General features: G+C 65.9%; 17 protein-coding genes. 12 read left to right on the top strand and 5 right to left on the bottom strand.

Annotation, left to right across the window (positions count from 1 at the left end):
- Nucleotides 1-77 precede the first annotated feature (77 nt).
- The gene (ilvA, locus tag Q0030_RS31455; protein ID WP_298376145.1) at nt 78-1625 is read left to right on the top strand and encodes a threonine ammonia-lyase, biosynthetic; all 1548 of its coding nucleotides are present in this window, start codon (nt 78-80) and stop codon (nt 1623-1625) included.
- 18 nt (nt 1626-1643) lie between these two features.
- Here ilvA and Q0030_RS31450 read toward each other — a convergent pair whose 3' ends face one another.
- The 3 genes from Q0030_RS31450 to Q0030_RS31440 are packed head-to-tail and all read right to left on the bottom strand — an operon-like array spanning nt 1644 to nt 4828.
- On the bottom strand, nt 1644-2672 hold the full coding sequence (locus tag Q0030_RS31450) for a class II aldolase/adducin family protein (RefSeq protein WP_298376142.1): 1029 nt from the start codon (nt 2670-2672) through the stop codon (nt 1644-1646).
- Between the two features lie 9 nt (nt 2673-2681).
- Complete coding sequence (locus tag Q0030_RS31445; protein WP_298376138.1) at nt 2682-3551, bottom strand: TIGR01459 family HAD-type hydrolase; 870 nt, start codon at nt 3549-3551, stop codon at nt 2682-2684.
- Nucleotides 3548-4828, bottom strand: a complete 1281-nt coding sequence (locus Q0030_RS31440) for an FGGY-family carbohydrate kinase (protein ID WP_298376135.1) — start codon at nt 4826-4828, stop codon at nt 3548-3550. The genes Q0030_RS31445 and Q0030_RS31440 overlap by 4 nt, the downstream gene beginning before the upstream one ends.
- 134 nt (nt 4829-4962) lie before the next feature.
- On the opposite strand from Q0030_RS31440, the gene Q0030_RS31435 reads away from it, so the two are divergent.
- The 10 genes from Q0030_RS31435 to Q0030_RS31390 all read left to right on the top strand — a co-directional run bounded on the left by Q0030_RS31435 (nt 4963) and on the right by Q0030_RS31390 (nt 16487).
- Nucleotides 4963-5979 carry a sugar-binding transcriptional regulator gene (locus Q0030_RS31435; RefSeq protein WP_298376133.1) on the top strand — a complete coding sequence of 339 codons (1017 nt, stop codon included), beginning with the start codon at nt 4963-4965 and terminating at the stop codon, nt 5977-5979.
- Nucleotides 5980-6007: 28 nt separating this feature from the next.
- A complete protein-coding gene (locus tag Q0030_RS31430) occupies nt 6008-7447 on the top strand; it encodes an extracellular solute-binding protein (protein WP_298376131.1) in 1440 nt (479 codons plus the stop codon).
- Nucleotides 7448-7564: 117 nt separating this feature from the next.
- Nucleotides 7565-8494, top strand: coding sequence for a sugar ABC transporter permease (locus tag Q0030_RS31425; RefSeq protein WP_298376306.1), 930 nt, complete (start codon nt 7565-7567; stop codon nt 8492-8494).
- Between the two features lie 14 nt (nt 8495-8508).
- Nucleotides 8509-9366 (top strand): carbohydrate ABC transporter permease, encoded by an 858-nt coding sequence (locus Q0030_RS31420; RefSeq protein ID WP_223976814.1) that lies wholly within the window; start codon nt 8509-8511, stop codon nt 9364-9366.
- Nucleotides 9367-9370: 4 nt separating this feature from the next.
- Nucleotides 9371-10474, top strand: a complete 1104-nt coding sequence (locus Q0030_RS31415; RefSeq protein ID WP_298376127.1) for an ABC transporter ATP-binding protein — start codon at nt 9371-9373, stop codon at nt 10472-10474.
- Nucleotides 10475-10492: 18 nt separating this feature from the next.
- Nucleotides 10493-11602: an ABC transporter ATP-binding protein gene (locus tag Q0030_RS31410; RefSeq protein WP_298376304.1), complete on the top strand. Its 1110-nt coding sequence runs from the start codon at nt 10493-10495 to the stop codon at nt 11600-11602.
- Between the two features lie 2 nt (nt 11603-11604).
- The gene (locus tag Q0030_RS31405; protein ID WP_298376125.1) at nt 11605-13185 is read left to right on the top strand and encodes an FGGY-family carbohydrate kinase; all 1581 of its coding nucleotides are present in this window, start codon (nt 11605-11607) and stop codon (nt 13183-13185) included.
- Entirely contained in the window at nt 13178-14218 is a 1041-nt protein-coding gene (locus tag Q0030_RS31400; protein ID WP_298376123.1) for a 2-hydroxyacid dehydrogenase, read from the top strand. Before Q0030_RS31405 ends, Q0030_RS31400 begins: the two co-directional genes overlap by 8 nt.
- Nucleotides 14219-14253: 35 nt before the next feature.
- Complete coding sequence (locus tag Q0030_RS31395) at nt 14254-14982, top strand: class II aldolase/adducin family protein (RefSeq protein ID WP_298376120.1); 729 nt, start codon at nt 14254-14256, stop codon at nt 14980-14982.
- On the top strand, nt 14979-16487 hold the full coding sequence (locus Q0030_RS31390) for a glycerol-3-phosphate dehydrogenase (protein ID WP_298376118.1): 1509 nt from the start codon (nt 14979-14981) through the stop codon (nt 16485-16487). The genes Q0030_RS31395 and Q0030_RS31390 overlap by 4 nt, the downstream gene beginning before the upstream one ends.
- Here the strand turns inward: Q0030_RS31390 and Q0030_RS31385 are convergent.
- Nucleotides 16484-16693: a hypothetical protein gene (locus Q0030_RS31385; RefSeq protein WP_298376115.1), complete on the bottom strand. Its 210-nt coding sequence runs from the start codon at nt 16691-16693 to the stop codon at nt 16484-16486. The two genes, Q0030_RS31390 and Q0030_RS31385, sit on opposite strands and share 4 nt — an antisense overlap.
- On the opposite strand from Q0030_RS31385, the gene Q0030_RS31380 reads away from it, so the two are divergent.
- Nucleotides 16692-17666, top strand: coding sequence for a TRAP transporter substrate-binding protein (locus Q0030_RS31380; RefSeq protein ID WP_298376114.1), 975 nt, complete (start codon nt 16692-16694; stop codon nt 17664-17666). The two genes, Q0030_RS31385 and Q0030_RS31380, sit on opposite strands and share 2 nt — an antisense overlap.
- A gap of 73 nt (nt 17667-17739) precedes the next feature.
- Here Q0030_RS31380 and Q0030_RS31375 read toward each other — a convergent pair whose 3' ends face one another.
- Nucleotides 17740-18525, bottom strand: coding sequence for an acetamidase/formamidase family protein (locus Q0030_RS31375; RefSeq protein WP_298376112.1), 786 nt, complete (start codon nt 18523-18525; stop codon nt 17740-17742).
- Between the last annotated feature and the right edge of the window lie 21 nt (nt 18526-18546).

The raw sequence follows: 18546 nt of genomic DNA, 5'->3' as shown, positions 1-18546 counted from the left end.
TCTGCTCGCCAGGGCGGCGCCGACGATGGGCAGGTGCAACCGATATGGATTGCCTCCCCATCGACAGAAGCGACCCGATGACCGCTGCCGCCGACGCGCTCCGCGACTACGCCCAAAGCATCCTGACCGCCCGCGTCTACGACGTGGCGGTCGAGACGCCCCTCGACCCGATGCCGCGGCTCTCGGAGCGCTTGTCGCGCGCCGTCTTGCTGAAGCGGGAAGACTTCCAGCCGATCTTCTCCTTCAAGCTTCGCGGCGCCTACAACAAGATCGTCAGGCTGCCGGACGCGCAGCGGAGACAAGGCGTTATCTGCGCGTCGGCGGGCAATCACGCCCAGGGGGTGGCGCTGTCGGCGCGCAAGCTCGGCATTCCCGCGACGATCGTGATGCCGAGGACGACGCCCGCCATCAAGGTCGAAGCCGTCCGGCGTTTGGGCGGCGACGTTGTGCTGCATGGCGACACGTTCGACGACGCCCAGACCAAGGCCAGGGAGATCGAGGTCGCGCGCGGCCTGACCTTCGTGCATCCGTTCGACGATCCTGACGTGATTGCCGGCCAGGGGACCGTCGGGATGGAGATCCTGCGGCAGCATCCCGATCCGATCGAGGCGATCTTCGTGCCGATCGGCGGGGGCGGGCTGGCGGCCGGCGTCGCCGCTTTCGTGAAATTCCTCAACCCCGCGACCAAGGTCGTCGGCGTGGAGCCGGCAGACGCAGCCTCGATGGCGGCCGCGCTCGCCAAGGGCAACGTCGTCGCGCTGGATCAGGTCGGACTGTTCGCCGACGGTGTTGCGGTCCGCAAAGTCGGCGCCGAGACGTTCCGGCTCTGCCGCGACCTGCTCGACGAGGTCGTCACAGTGCACACCGACGCCATGTGCGCGGCGATCAAGGATATCTTCGACGACGTGCGATCGGTGGCCGAGCCCTCCGGGGCATTGGCGCTTGCCGGACTCAAGGCCTATGCCGAGCGCGGCGCGCTGAGCGACGGCAGCCTGATTGCCGTCAACAGCGGCGCAAATCTGAATTTCGACCGGCTGCGCACCATCGCCGATCGCGCCGAGGTCGGCGAACACCGGGAGGCGTTGCTTGCGGTCACCGTGCCGGAGAAACCGGGCAGCTATCGGCACTTCATCCGCGTTCTCGGCTCGCGGGCCATCACGGAATTCAACTATCGCTTCGCCGAGACGACGGCGCCGGCGCAGCTCTTCGTCGGCATCGCGCTGAGCCGCGGCGAGGCCGAGAAGCGGGAAGTCATGGAGCTGCTGCGGCGCGAGGGCTATCCGACCCTGGATCTGAGCGAGAACGAGATGGCCAAGGACCATGTGCGCTACATGGTGGGCGGTCGCGCACCGCTTCTCAGGGACGAGGTGATCTACCGCTTCGAGTTTCCGGAGCGTCCTGGCGCGTTGCTGAAATTCCTCGAGAGCCTGGCGCCCGACTGGAACATTTCGCTGTTCCACTACCGCAATCACGGCGCCGACTACGGACGCATCCTGGCAGGCATCGAGGTCAAGCCTGGCGAGCGCGCGCGGTTCGTTCAGGCACTGGATGCGCTCGGCTATCCCTATTGGAACGAGAGCGAGAATCCGGCCTATCGCCTGTTCCTCTCCGCCGAGAAGGGATGAAGCGACGCGCATTTCGCATCAGCGGTCGGCAGTCAGCTGTTGGCGATATCGCTCGGCGTCCCAGTTCAGCAACGCATGCTCATTCTCTGCCGTCAGATAGTTGACGCGAGCGATCAGGGGCAGGCGGCAGGTGACCAGCGCGAGACAGCTCAGCATGGCTTCCGCGCCGTCGCTCGCATCTTCGCGGATGAGGCTACCGACGCCCGGGACAAGGAGCGCGACCGGCGGCGACAATCCGTCCGCGGTGGTCTGCGCGATCACGTCACCAAGGCTCTCGCGATGCTCCAGGACCGGCAGGCCCGGGCCAAGGAACACGACGTGATCCGGATAAAGCGAGCCGCTGGTCGCGATCGCGCGGCTGTAGCGGTCGGTGGCGATGCCGTGGCCGCGCGGGTCCCGCGGCAAGCGATAGTTCGTGCCGGTGTGGATCTTTCGGAGAGCGTCATAATCGGCTGCCGGCGCGTGACGCTGCTCCAGCGCGAGGCGTTGCTCGACGTCGGCCACCAGGGCCTCCGCCGCGTCGCAGGTGTCTGCGCCGACCACCAGGCCGTGATTGCCGAGGATCAGGACATCGACCGCATCCTGTGCGATCGCCTCGCCGACCGCGCGTGCGAGCGGCAGCCCCGGGTGGTGATAATTAAGATAGCGCCAGGCCAGTCCGTCCATTCGCCGGGCAAATTCGGTGCGGGCGTCGGTTCGCACCGCCCATGCAATGGTGTTGACGGAATGGACATGCAGCACGATCCGGTGCGGCATCAGCGCATGCAGCGAGGTCTCGATCGAGGCGCGCAGCGACGTTCCGGCATTCGGCGCAAGCGGCACGCGTTCGTCGCCTTGCATCAGCGCCGCACGCGCGGCCGACAGGGCGACCGGCACGAAAATGTCCTTGTCCTCGGCGTCCGCCAGCCAGGTGCCTGACGCCTTCACCCACAGCACGTCGCCATCCTTGACCGACGAATTGCCGCCGGCGCCTTGCACCAGCAGGATATTGCTGCCGACGCGCGCCGACATGCGGCGCAGTTCGTTCAGCGTTTGAGGCGGTCGCATCGGCTGTTCTCACCAGGTCAGATGGTCCATCGTCCAGTGCGGCATCCGCGCCGCTACGCCGGCCGCGGTCTTGATCGCCTGCGGCAGATCGCTCGCCTGCGACAGCGTCGCACGGTGCGCGCCGGAGCCGATCAGCAAGGTCAGCATCCCGGCGGCGCGTCCACCGGCGATATCGTGATCGAGCGAGTCGCCGATGACGAGGATCCGGTCCGGCGGCGGATGTCCCAATCGGTCGCGCGCGGCGGCAAACATCGGTGGATACGGCTTGCCGACGAACAGCACGGTGCCGCCGAGCGATTGGTAGAATGCGGCAAGCGCGCCGGGCGCGGGGATCAGCCCGGCGGCGCCGAACATGACCAGGTCCGGATTGGCGCACAGCATCGGCAGTTGCCGTGCAGCGGCCGCCATCAGTTGCGCACGCCAGCGCTCGGGCTCCGCTGCGTCATCGTCGAGCCCGCCGAGCAGGATGAAATCGGCGTCGCGCATGGTCGACACCACCACAAGATCGGCGCCTTCGACGATCGAGCGGTCGCCGTCGCGCGAGATCAGGAAGCAGGCGCGTCCGAGATCTGCGAAGGGGGCCTGCTCGCGCGCATGCAGCCCGCGCCAGGTCACCTCGCCCGATGACAACACGCCGTCATAGGCCTCCGGCGGCAGGCCGAGCGCGGCGAGCCCCCGCTGGTTGCTGCTGGCGCGTTTGCCGGAATTGGAGAGGATCAGGATGCGCTTGCCGGCCTCGCGCAGCCTGGCCACGCAATCCAGCGCCGCAGGGAACACCGCCAGCCCCTCGTGCAGCGTGCCCCATTGGTCGAGCAGCACGTGATCGAAGCGGTCGGCGATAGCGTGAAGGCCGGCGATCGGGCTCGCATCGGCCTTCATGGCGGACCTCCGTTCAGCGCCAGCAGCGCGGCGCCGTAGCTTGCTTCGGTCTGTTCGGCGACCGAGACCGGGACGCCGAGCACGCGGTGCCTGATCCTGGTCCATGCCTCGTTCTTGGCGCCGCCGCCGATCCCGATGACCCGGCGCAAGCGCGGTGCACCGAGCCGCGCCAGCTGCCGGTAGGCGAGGGCTTCGATCGAGGCGATGCCTTCAAGCAGGCCCTGGAAGAAGCGACAATCCTCCGGCGGGCGCGGCGTGATCCGCGCGGCGAGCTTTGGATCGGCGATCGGGAAGCGTTCGCCGGGTTTCGGAAGCGGATAGTAGTCGAGCCCGGTCGGGGCATCCGGCTTCACCTGCGGTGTCAGGCGCTCCATCTCGTCGGCGGTGAAGTGCACCAGAAGCGCGGCGCCGCCGGAGTTCGAGGCGCCGCCGGCGAGCCAGCGCTCGCCGAGCCGATGCGAATAGACGCCCTGATCGGCTGCGAAAATCGGTTGGGTCGCGAGCTGCTTCACCACCAGCGTGGTGCCGAGCGAGGTGACGGCATCGCCCGGCTGGTCGGCCCGCGTCGCGATGAAGGCCGCAACACCATCGGTGGTGCCGGCCGCGACCTGCGCTGTGGGCGGCAGTCCCAGCGACCGCGCGATTTGCGGATCCATCTCGGCGAATGGCGTCCCCGGCACCAGCACCTCGGGAAGCAGATCGTCGCGCACGCCGAGCTGATCAAGCCACGGCGGCCAGGCGCGCGCGACCGGGTCGTAACCGAGCTTCAGCGCGTTGTTCTCGTCGCTGATGCCGTGATGGTTCGCGAGCCGGCCCGCGATCCAGTCCGCCTGGTGAACAGCGTGGCGCGCATCGCCGATGTAGCCATCATTCAGCAGATACAGCAGCTTGGCGAGCGCGCTGCTCGCGCCATGCGCGCCGCTTTCGAGTGGCGCGATTGCGGCCACGCGCGTCGCCTCATGGGTGGCGCGCGCATCGTTGTACATCAGACCCGGTGAGCAGGGGCGGCCGGCCGCATCGACCAGCAGCAGCGTGCCCGACGTGCCGTCGACGACGATGCGCGTGATGTCGCTGAGACTGACGGTCTCGCCGAGCTTGCCGATTGCAGCGACTGCAGCCTGCCACCACAGCTCCGGTGTCTGGTCGATGGCGTTGCCGTCGACGCGGGGCGCGGGCAGCGCGACTGAAGCGAAGCCGCGAATGCCGGCCTGCGGATCGATCGCACAGGCGCGGACGCCGCCGGTTCCGACATCGATGCCGAGATACAGACCTCCCATCCGACCTCACCGCTCTCTGGTGCGCGCGCTTCGACATTGGTTGCGCTGCAGCACGTTTGGGGGATTGACGCCCCGTTCGGCCTCTGCAATTTTTTGCAGGACGTGAAGAATTTTGCAAGCGGACTTTTCCGGACATGGCCACACCGCCCGACAGGCTGCCGATCATCGACGGCGAGGCGTCGCTCGCGACCCGCGCCGCGTGGTTGTATTTCGCGGCGGGGCTGACCCAGTCGGAGGTCGCTGATCGCCTCAACATCCAGAGCACCAAGGCGCATCGCCTGATCGCGCGCGCCAGCCGCGAGGGCATGATCCGCGTTTTCGTCGAGGGACCGGTCGCCGAATGCGTCGCGCTGGAGAACGATCTCACGCAGCGCTTTGGCCTTTCGTTCTGCCGCGTCGCGCCTGATCTCGGCGAAAGCGACCTGCCGCTGAAGGCGCTGGCGCTGGAAGGCGCGAGCTTCCTGCGCCAGATCCTCGAGCGCGGCGACGACAAGGTGATCGGCGTCGGTCATGGCCGCACGCTCGCCGCCGTGGTCGAGCAGATGCCGCAGACGCCGGCGCGCGACGCGCAATTCGTCTCGCTGCTCGGCGGACTGACGCGGAAATTCGCCGCCAATCCGTTCGACGTGATTCATCGCCTCGCCGAGCGCACCGGCGCGGAAGCCTATCTGCTGCCGGTGCCGGTGTTCGCCAATTCGGTCGCCGATCGCGCCGTCCTGATGCAGCAGTTCGGCATCGCCGACGTGTTCGCGCTGGCGCGCAAGGCCTCGCTGCTGTTCGTCGGCATCGGACAGGTCAGCCGCGACGGCTTCCTGGTGTCGAGCGGCATGATCAAGCCCGACGAGGTTGCCGAGTTGAAGCGCGTCGGTGCCTGTGCCGATCTGCTTGGACATTTTTTCAGCGCTGACGGAGCGGTGCTGGACACCGATCTCTCGGCCCGCGCCACCTCCATGAGCATGGCCGATCTCAGGAAGCACCGGATCGTCGCCATCGCCGGCGGTCCGGCCAAGGTCACCGCGCTGCGCGGCGTGCTGCGCAGCGGCGTGCTGCATGGCCTCATCATCGACGAGGTGACCGCAAAGGCGCTCGCAACCGACAAGCCGGAGACCACATCCGGCAAGGCAAGAAGCAAGACCCGGAAGGACACATAAAACAAGCGTCAACAAGGAGAGGAAATACATGTTCGATCGCGAGAAGAATCTGTTCGACTCCTACGCTGCCAAACGCATCAGCCGCCGCGATCTCCTCGACGGCGCCGCCAAGCTCGGCATCGCGGGCATCGCCGCCAACGCCGCCTTCGCCTCCTCGATGTCGAAGGCGATGGCCGCGGACTTCAACTGGAAGGCCCAGAGCGGCAAGAGCGTCAAGCTGCTGCTCAACAAGCATCCTTACGTCGATGCGATGATCGGCGACATCGAGGCGTTCAAGGCGCTGACCGGCATGAACGTCACCTACGACATCTTCCCGGAGGACGTCTATTTCGACAAGGTGACGGCGGCGCTGTCGTCGAAGTCGGACCAGTACGACGCCTTCATGACCGGCGCCTACATGACCTGGACCTACGGTCCGGCGGGCTGGATCGAAGACCTCAACACCTACATCAAGGATCCCGCCAAGACCAACCCGGCCTTCGCCTGGGACGACGTGCTGCCGGGCCTGCGCGCCTCCACGGCGTGGGACGGCGTCGCCGGCTCCGAGCTCGGCTCGGGCAAGGCCAAGCAGTGGTGCATCCCGTGGGGCTATGAGCTCAACAACATCACCTACAACCGCAACGTCTTCGACAAGGTCGGCGTCAAGCCGCCGAAGAACCTCGACGAGATGCTGGAGGTCGCAGCCAAGATCACCAAGGACGCCGGCGGGCCCTACGGTGTCGGCGTGCGCGGCTCGCGCTCCTGGGCGACCATCCATCCCGGATTCCTGTCGGCCTATTCGAACTTCGGCCAGAAGGATTTCGTGATGGAGGGCGGCAAGCTGAAGGCCGCGATGAACACCAAGGCCTCGAAGGAATTCCACGACAAATGGGTCAAGATGATCCAGACCTCGGGCCCGAAGAACTGGTCGACCTACACCTGGTACCAGGTCGGCACCGATCTCGGCGCCGGCGCCTCCGGCATGATCTTCGACGCCGACATCCTCGGCTATTTCATGAATGGCGGCGACAACAAGGAGAAGGGGCATCTCGGCTACGCGCCGTTTGCCGCCAATCCGGCCGCCAAGGCGCCGACCCCGAACGTCTGGATCTGGTCGCTCGCGATGTCGACCTTCTCCAAGCAGAAGGACGCCGCATGGCTGTTCATGCAATGGGCGGCGTCCGTCGAGCACGACCTGTTCGGCGCGCGCAAGATGGACTTCGTCAATCCGGTGCGCACCTCGGTGTGGAAGGACAGCGAGTTTCGCGACCGCATCGCGAAATCCTATCCCGGCTATCTGGAACAGCACGACATGTCGTCGCCCGGCGCCAAGATCTACTTCACGGCGCAGCCGCTGTTCTTCGATCTCACGACGGAATGGGCCGCCTCGCTGCAGAAGATGGTTGCGAAGGAGGTCAGCGTCGACGAGGGGCTCGACAAGCTCGCCGACAGCATCAACCGCCAGCTCAAGCAAGCCGGTCTCGGCTGACGGATCAACTGTGCGGTGCATGATCCCCCGCACCGCACCCATCCGCCGGCTCGGACGCTTGTCCCATCCGAGCCGGCGGCGTTTGCCAGCGGAACGCGATCTCTTATCATCATGAGCATGGTCCAACTTCTCCAGACGAACGCGCAGGCGGCGCCGGCCAGACCAAGGCCGCGCGTGCGCCTCTTGCCCTATCTGCTGAGCCTGCCGGCGTTGCTCGTCTGCGTGGCGATCCTGGTTCCGTTCGTGACCGCGGCGGTCTATTCGCTGCAGCGCTACCGGCTGAACCTGCCTTATCTGCGCGGCTTCATCGGCGCCGGCAACTACATCGACTTCCTGTCCGATCCGGCGTTCTGGAACACGCTCCGGATCTCGATCACCTACACCGCGGTGACGGTCGTGGTCGAGCTTCTGCTCGGCCTCGGCATCGCGCTGCTGCTGCGCCGGCCGACCCGCTTCCACAATGCGGTGTCGATCATGCTGCTGCTGCCGCTGATGACGGCGCCGGCGATTGCTGCGCTGATGTGGAAGCTGATGACCAATCCGAGCTTCGGCATCCTGTCCTATCTGGTCGGCCTGTTCGGCGTCACCGATTTCAAATGGGCCTCCGATCCGTCGAGCGCCTTGTTCACGGTGGTGTTGGTCGATGTCTGGGTCTACACGCCCTTCATCATGATCCTGCTGCTGGCGGGGCTGCGCTCGCTGCCGCGGCAGCCATTCGAGGCCGCGGCGCTCGACGGCGTGCCGGCGAGCTTCGTGTTCTTCCGGATAACGCTGCCGATGCTTGCGCCCTACATCATCACCGCGTCGCTGTTCCGCCTGCTGGATTCGATCCAGCAGTTCGACATCATCTATGCGATGACGCAGGGCGGGCCGGGCGACCGGCTGATGGTGTTCCAGGTGCAGGCCTATCTGGAGTTCTTCCAGTACACCAATGTCGGCCGGTCGGCGGCGCTGTTGATGATCCTCTGGCTGATCACCAACATCCTGTCCAACATCTTCATCAAGAACTGGCTACGGCTGCGCGCGCGTGCGCACGGCCACGCGTGAGGGGGAGGGGCGCGATGGAACATTCAAGCCTTGCCGGTCGTATCTTCCGCGGCGTGGCGCTCTCGCTGATCCTGATCTTCTTCATGTTTCCGATCGTCTGGATCTTCCTGATGTCGTTCCAGAGCAACGATCAGATCTTAAGGATTCCGCCGCGGATCCTGTTCGAGCCGACGCTGGCGAACTACGAGGCACTGATCTCCGGCCAGCTGCGCACCGCAGCCGGCAATCTGCAGATCTCCTTCATGCGCAACCTCTTCAACAGCGTCGTGCTGTCGAGCGCGGCGGTGCTGCTGGCGCTGCTGCTCGGCGTGCCAGCCGCCTATGCCTTTGCGCGCTTCAAGTTCCGTCTCGGCGAGACCATCGCGTTCACGCTGCTCTCGTTCCGCTTCGCGCCGCCGCTGCTCGTGCTGCTGCCGCTGTCGCTGTACTACCAGGAGCTCGGCCTCAACGACACCTACTTCGGTATCGTCTGGGTCTATCAGTTGATCGCGCTGCCATTGATCCTGTGGATCGTGCGCGGCTATTTCGAGGATATCAGCCCTGATATCGAGCACGCCTACCGGCTGGCCGGGCATTCCTGGCGCGAAGCCTTCACCCGGATCGCGGTGCCGCTGGCGGGACCGGGGATCGCCGCGGCCGGGCTGCTGTCGTTTATCTTCTGCTGGAACAATTTCGTCTTCGCTCTGATCCTGGCCTCCGCCGACAAGCAGCCGGTGACGGTCGGCGCGCTCGCCTTCGTCACCGCGTCGGGAATCCAGTATGGCCAGATCGCCGCGGCGATCGTGTTGTCGGTGACACCGACCCTGTTGCTCGCACTCTATGCGCAGCGCTACCTGGTCGAGGGTCTGTCGCTCGGCGCGGTGAAAGGCTGACCGGATGGCACGTCTCGAGATCAATTCGGTGAGCAAGGCATTCGGTGCGGCACGGCCCGCCGATGGATTGTCGCTGGCCGTCGAGCCCGGCGAGATCGTGGCGGTGTTCGGACCGTCCGGCAGCGGCAAGACCGTGTTGTTGCGCATGATCGCGGGCATGTTCGAGCCCGACGACGGCGACATCCTGGTCGGCGGCCGCTCGGTCGTCGGCGCGCCGCCCGAGCGGCGCGGGATCGGCATGGCTTTCCAGAACTTCGCTCTGTTCCCGCACATGACCGCCCGCGACAACATCGCGAGCGGCCTGCGCGCCAGGGCCGGCGGCGGCGATGTCGCAGGCCGTGTTGCTGCAATCAGCAAGCTGCTCAAGATCGAGCACGTGCTCAGCCATACGCCGCGTGAATTGTCGAACGGACAGAAGCAGCGGACCGCGCTGGCGCGGGCGCTGATCGGCAATCCGGATGTGCTGCTGCTGGATGATCCCTTGCGCAACGTCGACGCCAAGCTGCGCTACGAGATGCGGCTCGAGCTGCCGAACCTGCTGCGGCGCGGGACCGCCGCGGTGCTCTACGTGACCCAGGATTACCGCGAGGCAATGGCGATCGCCGACCGCATTGCGGTCTTGATCGATGGCCGGCTCGCGCAGGTCGCGACACCCGCCGATATCTATGCCCAGCCCGCGTCGGTCGCGGTCGCGCGACTGTTCGGCGATCCGACCATCAACCTCGCCGAGGTTTCGCCGGTCGCAGAGCATGGCATGCTGTCGGCCGTGGTCACCGGCGCCAGGATGCGGCTCGGCGCTGCAGATGGCGCCGCGCCTGCCGGTGCATGCTGGCTTGGCGTCCGGCCGGAGGATCTCGCGGTCTCGTCGGCATCCACGGACGACGCCATCCCGGCGCGCATTCTCGCGATCACGCCGATGCACGAGAAAGCGGTGCTGCTGCTCCGTCTTGCCGACGGGACCGAATGGCTGGCGGCGTTGTCGCCGGATGCGCCGCAAGGCACGGCCGACGACACCGTGTTCGTCCGCTTCGCGCCCGATGCGGCGATGCTGTTCGATCGCGCGACCGGGCTCCGGATCGGGCCGTCGCACCGGCTCAAGGCGGCATAGGAGCGGATGGTCATGGACATGCTCGAGCTTCGAGGCATCGACAAGGTCTATCGCAGCCGCGGCAAGCCGCCGGTGCATGCCGTGCGTGCGCTCGACATGGCGGTCGAAAAGGGCGAGATCGTCGCGCTGTTGGGATCGTCAGGCTGTGGCAAGACCTCGACCTTGCGCATGATCGCGGGGTTCGAGGACGTCTCGGCCGGATCGATTGCGCTCGGCGGGCGCCGGATTCACGAGCTGCCGCCGGCACGGCGCAAGGTCGCGATGGCCTTCGAGGGCTACTCGCTTTATCCGCCGCTCACGGTCCGCGAGAACATCGCGTTCGCGCTGAAATCCACCCAGCTGCCCCGCGGCGAGGTGGTGCGTCGTGTCGACGAGATTGCCCGCCTGGTCGAGATCGAGGACATCCTCGACAGCTATCCGCGCGCGATCTCCGGCGGCCAGCAGCAGCGCGTGTCGCTGGCGCGGGCGCTGGTGCGCGATGCCGATCTCTATCTGCTCGACGAGCCGATGGGGCAGCTCGAACCGCAGCTGCGCGCGGTGCTACGCGGCCGGATCAAGAGCCTGCTCGCCGAGCGCGGCATGACCGCGATCTTCGTCACCCACGACCAGACCGAGGCCAGCGCGCTGGCCGACCGTATCGCGGTGATGGAAGGCGGCGTGCTGCAGCAGTTCGCCAGCGAAAAGGAATTGAAGGGTCGGCCCGCCAATCTGTTCGTGGCGAGCTTCATCGGCGAGCCGCCGATGAACCTGCTCGACGCGGAGGTGGCGCGGTCCGATGGCGGTTACCGCCTGTCGGTCGGAACGGATATGCGTTTCGATATCGATGGCGCTGGACTCGATAGCGCGGCTGTGCAGGCACTCGCCAGCACGCCGCAGGTGCGGATCGGCATTCGTCCGCAGAAGATCGCGGTTGGAACCGGCGACGTCAGGGTTAAGGTCGTCTCCAACCAGTGGCTCGGCGATCAGTCGCATGTCGCCGGCGATTGCGGTGGCCGCATGCTGATCGCGGTGATGCCGGGGCGGGTCGCCGCGCGGCCGGGCGATAGTGTCCCGTTCGCGCTGGAGCCGCGTCACCTGCACATCTTCGGCCGCGACGGAACCTGCATTCGCCATGCGGAGGTGTCCTGACGATGACCGCTTCCGCAAGCCGCGACGTCATCATCGGCATCGATGCCGGTACCTCGCTGATCAAGGCAGTAGCGTTTACGCTCACCGGCGAGCAGCTTGCCGATGTCTCGCAGCCGAATGCGTATGGCAGCCTCGTCGGCGGCCATGTCGAGCAGGACATGGCACGGACCTGGACCGATACGGTCGCGGTCATTCGTGCGCTGGCAAAGTCGGTGCCTGACTTGTCCGCGCGGATCGCGGCGATTGCGGTGACCGGGCAGGGCGACGGCACCTGGCTGATCGATGACGACGGCCGGCCGGTGGCACCGGCGCTGCTGTGGCTTGACTCGCGCGCCGGCCGGCTGGTCGAAGAGATTCGCGCCAGCGAGCGCAACACGCCGCTCTACCGCCGCACCGGCTCCGGGCTCAACGCCTGCCAGCAGGGGCCGCAACTGGCGTGGCTGCAGGCGCACAGGCCCGACACGATTGCCAGCGCGACAACGGCCTTCCATTGCAAGGACTGGCTCTACTTCCTGCTCACCGGCGAGCGCGCAACCGATCCGTCGGAGGCCACCTTCTCCTGCGGCGATTTCCGCAAGCGGGGCTTCGATGCGGAGACCGCGCGGTTGATCGGTATCGCCGACCTGACGCGCCTGTTCCCGCCGGTGGTTGACGGGGCGGTGATGACGCATCCGCTCACCACAGCCGCCGCGATCGAGATTGGCCTGCCGGAAGGCGTGCCGGTCTGCCTTGGCTATGTGGACGTGATCTGCAATGCGCTCGGTGCCGGGCTCTACGATCCGTCACCCGATGTCGGCTGCACGATCATCGGCTCGACCGGCATGCATATGCGGCTGGTGTCGAGCGCAGATGCGGTGACGCTGAATCGGGAAGCAACCGGCTACACCATGCCGTTCCCGGTGCCGGGTCACTATGCCCAGATGCAGTCCAACATGGCGGCGACGCTGAACATCGACTGGATGCTCGACCTCGCATGCGACTTGCTGGCGGCGGAGGGCGTGACGCGCACGCGCGCCGAACTGATCCGCCGGCTCGATGACCAGGTGCTGCGGGCCAGGCCCGGCGAAGTGCTGTTCCATCCGTTCATCTCCGATGCGGGCGAGCGTGGTCCGTTCGTCTCGCATGAGGCCAGCGCACAATTCTTCGGCCTGCGCTCGCGTCACCGCTATGGAGATTTGATGCGCGGCGTGATGGAGGGCTTGGCTTTCGCTGCACGGGATTGCTACGCCGCGATGGGGTCGCTGCCGCGCGACGTCAGGATCACGGGCGGCGCGGCGAAGAGCCGTGCGCTTGGCGCCATCCTCGGTGCCGCGCTGGATTGCGACGTCCGGATCTGTAGCCGCGGCGAGGCCGGCGCCGCAGGCGTGGCGATGATCGCTGCCGTCACCATCGATGCCTATCCCGACATGCGCGCCTGCGCCGAGCAGTGGGTTGCGCCGCATCTGAGCGCGCCGCAATCGCCTGACGCTGCGCTGGCGAAGCGCTACGCCAGCATCTTTCCGACCTATCTCGATGCAAGGCTGGCGTCGCGGCCGGTCTGGAAGCAACTCGCCGCGCTGCGCGCCGGAGGCGACCATGTCTAAGTCCATCGCCATCATCGGCGACCGCTTCATGCTGCCCTCGGTGTTCGCCGAGCATATCCGGGCAGCCTGCGGCAATGGCGTCGATCTCCGCACGCTAGAGCAGCCCTGGCCGGACGAGCCGATGGAGCACGGCTATGCCGGCTCGAAGCTCGATGGCCTGAAGGAATTCATGGGGCAGCCTGACGAGATCATCGGTTTTATCGGCGATGCTGAGCTGCTCGTCACGCACCTGGCGCCGATCTCGCGGTCGATGCTGGAGCGGTTGCCGAATCTGAAGTTCGTCGCGGTGTCGCGGGGCGGTCCGGTCAACATCGACATGCAGGCGGCGCGTGACCACAACGTGCTGGTGGTCAATACGCCCGGCCGCAATGCGAGCGCGGTGGCGGAGTTCACCATCGGCGCGATTCTCGCCGAGACGCGGCTGATCCGCAGCGGCCATGAGGCACTGCGCGGCGGGGAGTGGCGCGGCGATCTCTATCGCGCCGACCGCACCGGGCGCGAGCTCGGCGAGATGACGGTCGGCATTGTCGGCTACGGCGCGATCGGCAGCCGCGTGGTCAAGCTGCTGAAGGCCTTCGGCTGCAGGATCCTGGTCGCCGATCCCTATGTCCAGCTCAGCGCCCAGGACCGCAATGACGGCGTCGAGCATGTCGCGCTCGGCGAATTGCTTGGCCGCGCCGATGTCGTCACGCTGCATGCGCGGGTGACGCCCGAGACCACCCGCTTCATCGGGCGCGACGCGCTGGCGCAAATCAAGCAGGGCGCGTTCCTGATCAACACCGCGCGCGGCCCGCTGGTCGATTACGAAGCATTGCATGATGCGCTGGCATCGGGGCATCTCGGTGGCGCCATGCTCGATACGTTCGCGGTCGAGCCGGTCCCGGCGGACTGGCCGCTCTTGCAGCTTCCCAACGTCACGCTGACGCCGCATATCGCCGGCGCCTCCGTGCGTACCGTCACCGAGGCTGCCGAGCAGGCGGCCGAAGAGGTTCGCCGCTTCCTGGCCGGCGAGCCGCCACGCAATCCGTGCTGAAGACGCAATCTGTGCTGAAGAGAAAGGCAGTCCGTATGACCCGTGAGGAACGACAATTGCGCGAGGCGATCATCGCCAAGTGCCGATGGATGAATGCGTCGGGTCTCAACCAGGGGACATCAGGCAACATCTCCGCCCGCTACAAGGACAGGATGCTGATCACGCCCTCGGCGACCCCGTATGATTCGATGAAGCCGGAGATGATCGCGTCGATGCCGCTCGAGGGCGACTATGGCACGTGGGAGGGGCCGCTGCAGCCGTCCACGGAATGGCGCTTCCATCTCGACATCACGCGCGCCCGGCCCGATGTCGACGCCATCGTCCATACCCACTCGACCTATGCGACCGTGCTCGCGATAGCGCGGAAGCCAATCCCTGCCTGCCACTACATGATGGCGGCATTTGGCGGCACCGACATCCGCTGCGCCGGCTACGCGCGCTACGGCACCAAGGAGCTTTCGGATCATGCGATCGCCGCGCTGGAAGGCCGCAACGGCTGCCTGCTCGCCAACCACGGCATGATCGCGCTCGGCGCCAATCTCGACAAGGCGATGTGGCTCGCAGTCGAGCTCGAGACCATCGCGCGGCAATACTATCTCTCGCTTGCGCTCGACTCGCGGATCATCCTGAGCGACGAGGAGATCGCCGACACCGCGAAGGGCTTCTCCACCTACGGCTTGCAGGCGCCAAAGCCGAGCAAGGCCCGTGCGACGGCAAAGGCGGCGCCGCGCCGCGCCGAGAAACGGCGTAGCGGCAAACGATGACGGGCACTGCGCCGGTCGCAGGCAGGGATCACGGGCTGGTCGATATCGCGGTCATCGGTGGCGGCATCAACGGCGCCGGCATCGCCCGCGATGCCGCCGGCCGTGGACTGAAGGTGCTGCTCTGCGAGAAGGACGATTTCGCCGAAGGGACTTCGTCGCGCTCGGGGAAGCTGATCCATGGCGGGCTGCGCTATCTCGAATATTACGAGTTCCGCCTGGTGCGCGAGGCGCTGATCGAGCGCGAGGTGCTGCTCGCGTCCGCGCCCCATATCATCTGGCCGATGCGCTTCGTGCTGCCGCATTCGCCGGAGCAGCGGCCGGCCTGGCTGGTCCGTACCGGGCTGCTGCTCTACGACCATCTCGGCGGCCGCAAGCAGCTGCCCGCGAGCCGCAGTCTGGATTTGTCGCGGGCCCCCGAAGGCGCGCCGCTGCAGCAGCAATTCCGGCGAGGCTTCGAATATTCGGATTGCTGGGTCGATGACAGCAGGCTGGTGATCCTCAATCTGATCGATGCAGCGCAGAACGGCGCCTGCATCCTGCCGCGCACACGGGCGGTGCGTGCGCGCCGCGACGGCGAGGTCTGGCTGCTCGAGATGCAGGGCGATGACGGCACGGCGCAAATCGTGCGGTCGCGTGCGCTAGTCAACGCCGCCGGGCCATGGGTGCAGGATGTCATCCAGGGCGTGGCGGGGCTGAACTCTGCCCAGAGCGTGCGGCTGGTCAAGGGCAGCCATATCGTGGTGCCGAAATTCTGGGACGGGCCGCAGGCCTATCTGCTGCAAAACAGCGACCGCCGGGTCATTTTCGTCAACCCCTATGAGAACGATCTCGCGCTGATCGGCACCACCGACATTCCCTATCACGGCCGCGCCGAGGACGTCGTGATCAGCGAGGACGAGACAGATTATCTGCTGCAGGTGCTGCGCCGCTATTTCCGGACGCCGCCGCAGCCGGGCGAGATCGTGCACGCGTTCTCCGGCGTCCGGCCGCTCTACGACGACAACGCCGACAATCCGTCGGCCGTGACGCGCGACTATGTGTTCGAGGTTCACGGCGCGCAGGATGCGCCGCCGTTGCTCTCGATCTTCGGCGGCAAGATCACGACGTACCGCCGGTTAGCGGAGCAGGCGATGCAGCGCCTCGCGCCGTGGTTTCCGAAGCTGTCGCCGGCCTGGACCGCGCATCGGCCGCTGCCGGGCGGCGATATCGGCGGCAGCTTCGATGATTTCTCGAAGGGGCTGGCGCGCGACTATCCCGATCTGCCGCAACGGCTCATCCATCACTATGCCCGTCTCTACGGGACGCGTGCGCGCGAGCTGCTGAGTTCGGCCCGCGCCTCGGTCGATCTGGGCCGTCATTTCGGCGGCGATTTCTATGAATGCGAAGCGGTGTATCTTCGCGACAAGGAGTGGGCCAGGAGATCGGCCGATTTCCTGGATCGACGCACCAAGCATGGCCTGCATTTGACACCGGCGCAGCGGCTCGCGTTTGAGAGTTATATCTAGGAAGGCATGTGCAGAGAGGCGAGAAGCCCGGCTCCGATTGAACGGAACGAGCGCGCGACGAGCCGCAGATGGCTGCGCCATTTGACGGCCCCGTCAGCATAGGCAAGACTGATCGAAGTCAAACTGTGCTTGCGGGACATTCCGGTGCTCAATTCGGATTCTGCCTTGCCTTCGTCGATCAACCGGGCAGGCTTACGCTCTGTCATGGCGGCGGCGCTTCTCATCGCGTCGACGGTTCTCTTCAGCCTGCCTGCGTCCGCTCAAGTGGCGTGGCAAATGGCGACGGAATATCCTCAAAGTAATATCTCGGGTGTCGGCTTGGCAAAATTCGCGGAGCTCGTGTCCGCGCAGACCAATGGATATGTTACGGTCCGCAATGCGTTCGACAACGAGTTGAAGATCAGCTCCGGCGAAATGTTGCGTGCGGCCCAGGAGGGGCGGATTGCCGGTGGCGACGCATTCGCGGGGCCGCTCGAAGCGTCCGATCCGGTGTTCGGTCTGCCGTCGCTGCCGTTTGTTGTCCAATCCATCGAGGCGGCGCGGACCATCAATGAGCGCGCGCGGCCACTCTATGAGAAGGCATTGGCCGCGCGCGGCCTCAAGCTCCTGTACATCACCATTTGGCCGTCCACCGGCCTCTGGAGTATCCAGCCAATCTCGACGCCGGCGGATCTGCGCTCCATTACCGCGCGGACGTATGACTACAATTCGGCCGAGGTGATGCGTGCGGTCGGCGCAACGGCGGAGTATCTTCCGTTCAATGAGGCAATCGCCAGGGTAAGGAGCCATGCGCTGAATGCCATCCTGACGTCGGGCGACGGCGGGGCCGGCCGAAAGCTCTGGCAGGATCTGACCTATTTCACTGCGATCAACTACGCGATCCCGATCTCGATTGCCTTTGTAAGGACCGATGCCTTTGATGCGCTCCCGGAAGCGGTCCAACGCCAGGTGATGCAGGTGGCTGTCGAGACGGAACAAAGCCAGTTCGAGCTTCTGGCCAATCGTACCGCCGAGAATTACGCGCGCATGCGTGCCAACGGGGTTCAGATCGCAGAGCCGGCGCCGGCTCCTGTTCTCGCCGCGCTCAAACAAGCTGCGTCGGCACCAATCGCAACATGGAAGGCCAAGGCTCCTCCGGAAGCCGTGGCCATCGTTGATCGGGCGCTGCAGCAGCAATAGATGGTGGTGTCATCGCGCGCGGTGCTGAGCCGCCATGAACGATGAACCAAGGCGCTGTGCGCGGCGTGCAGCATTAGTTCGTGCGTTGGCTGCGGACTTGCGGTGCATGCGCATTGACGATCGATGGGCTGACCGACGCGGATGTGGTCTCGACCCGAGGGGTCGCAAGATGCAGATTGCGGCGAATGCGAAATTCGAACGTGCCGGCGAGCGCGGTTTCGATGGCGGAGAGCAGCGCATTTCCATCGTCAAGCAACGCGTGGCCATGCCCCGCCGAGAACAATGCGCCTGCGACGAAAACTGGCAAATAGGCGGTGCATCCGACGCCGAGATCCCTGTTGTCGATGCGCCCGCTGAAACCATTCGCTTCGTTCGGCTTGCGGGGGTCCCAGTTCGCCGGCGGCGCGACACCAAAGTTGCCGAAGCACGGCGATAATCTCAGCTCCTGTCCCCAGGGCAGGCGCGCGATATTGCGCGCGCGATCGAGCGCGACATGCTGGCAGCAAAAGTCCAATGACGTTTCCGGCGCAGCGCTCGTCGGTGCTCTCATGTTCCAACCCCAGTCCGATCGCAGGCGGACATCGAGAACACGAACCTCGAGCACGTCACCCGGTTCGGCGCCCTCGACATGGATCGGGCCGGTCAATAGCCGCGGTGCGGCTCCGTGGGACGCGAGGATGTCGCTGCGACCAAGCGGTCCGACCAGGTCGCTCACGAGATCGAGTGCTTCATCCGGCTCGGCCGATAGCGTCTCGATCGTCACCCGATCACCAGACGCAATTCTGATGACGGGACTGAGCCGGCCATTCCACAGTCCCCAATGAAGATGATCTGGTGTCGAGGTAAGATAATGCTCCACGGTCCATCCTTTCTTATTGGT

The sequence above is a fragment of the uncultured Bradyrhizobium sp. genome (assembly GCF_947648125.1).
In the GTDB taxonomy this organism is placed as follows: Bacteria; Pseudomonadota; Alphaproteobacteria; order Rhizobiales; family Xanthobacteraceae; genus Bradyrhizobium.
The sequence above is the reverse complement of the archived record's forward strand: the minus strand, read 5'-3'. Positions and strand labels throughout refer to the sequence as shown.

Coding starts and splice junctions, on each gene's coding strand:
- Q0030_RS31395 (WP_298376120.1), top strand. CDS start 14,254: ATGACCCGTGAGGAACGACAATTGCGCGAGGCGATCATCGCCAAGTGC.
- Q0030_RS31435 (WP_298376133.1), top strand. CDS start 4,963: ATGGCCACACCGCCCGACAGGCTGCCGATCATCGACGGCGAGGCGTCG.
- Q0030_RS31400 (WP_298376123.1), top strand. CDS start 13,178: ATGTCTAAGTCCATCGCCATCATCGGCGACCGCTTCATGCTGCCCTCG.
- Q0030_RS31390 (WP_298376118.1), top strand. CDS start 14,979: ATGACGGGCACTGCGCCGGTCGCAGGCAGGGATCACGGGCTGGTCGAT.
- Q0030_RS31420 (WP_223976814.1), top strand. CDS start 8,509: ATGGAACATTCAAGCCTTGCCGGTCGTATCTTCCGCGGCGTGGCGCTC.
- Q0030_RS31415 (WP_298376127.1), top strand. CDS start 9,371: ATGGCACGTCTCGAGATCAATTCGGTGAGCAAGGCATTCGGTGCGGCA.
- Q0030_RS31405 (WP_298376125.1), top strand. CDS start 11,605: ATGACCGCTTCCGCAAGCCGCGACGTCATCATCGGCATCGATGCCGGT.
- Q0030_RS31410 (WP_298376304.1), top strand. CDS start 10,493: ATGCTCGAGCTTCGAGGCATCGACAAGGTCTATCGCAGCCGCGGCAAG.
- Q0030_RS31450 (WP_298376142.1), bottom strand. CDS start 2,672: ATGCGACCGCCTCAAACGCTGAACGAACTGCGCCGCATGTCGGCGCGC.
- Q0030_RS31385 (WP_298376115.1), bottom strand. CDS start 16,693: ATGACAGAGCGTAAGCCTGCCCGGTTGATCGACGAAGGCAAGGCAGAA.
- Q0030_RS31425 (WP_298376306.1), top strand. CDS start 7,565: ATGGTCCAACTTCTCCAGACGAACGCGCAGGCGGCGCCGGCCAGACCA.
- Q0030_RS31440 (WP_298376135.1), bottom strand. CDS start 4,828: ATGGGAGGTCTGTATCTCGGCATCGATGTCGGAACCGGCGGCGTCCGC.
- ilvA (WP_298376145.1), top strand. CDS start 78: ATGACCGCTGCCGCCGACGCGCTCCGCGACTACGCCCAAAGCATCCTG.
- Q0030_RS31445 (WP_298376138.1), bottom strand. CDS start 3,551: ATGAAGGCCGATGCGAGCCCGATCGCCGGCCTTCACGCTATCGCCGAC.
- Q0030_RS31380 (WP_298376114.1), top strand. CDS start 16,692: ATGGCGGCGGCGCTTCTCATCGCGTCGACGGTTCTCTTCAGCCTGCCT.
- Q0030_RS31430 (WP_298376131.1), top strand. CDS start 6,008: ATGTTCGATCGCGAGAAGAATCTGTTCGACTCCTACGCTGCCAAACGC.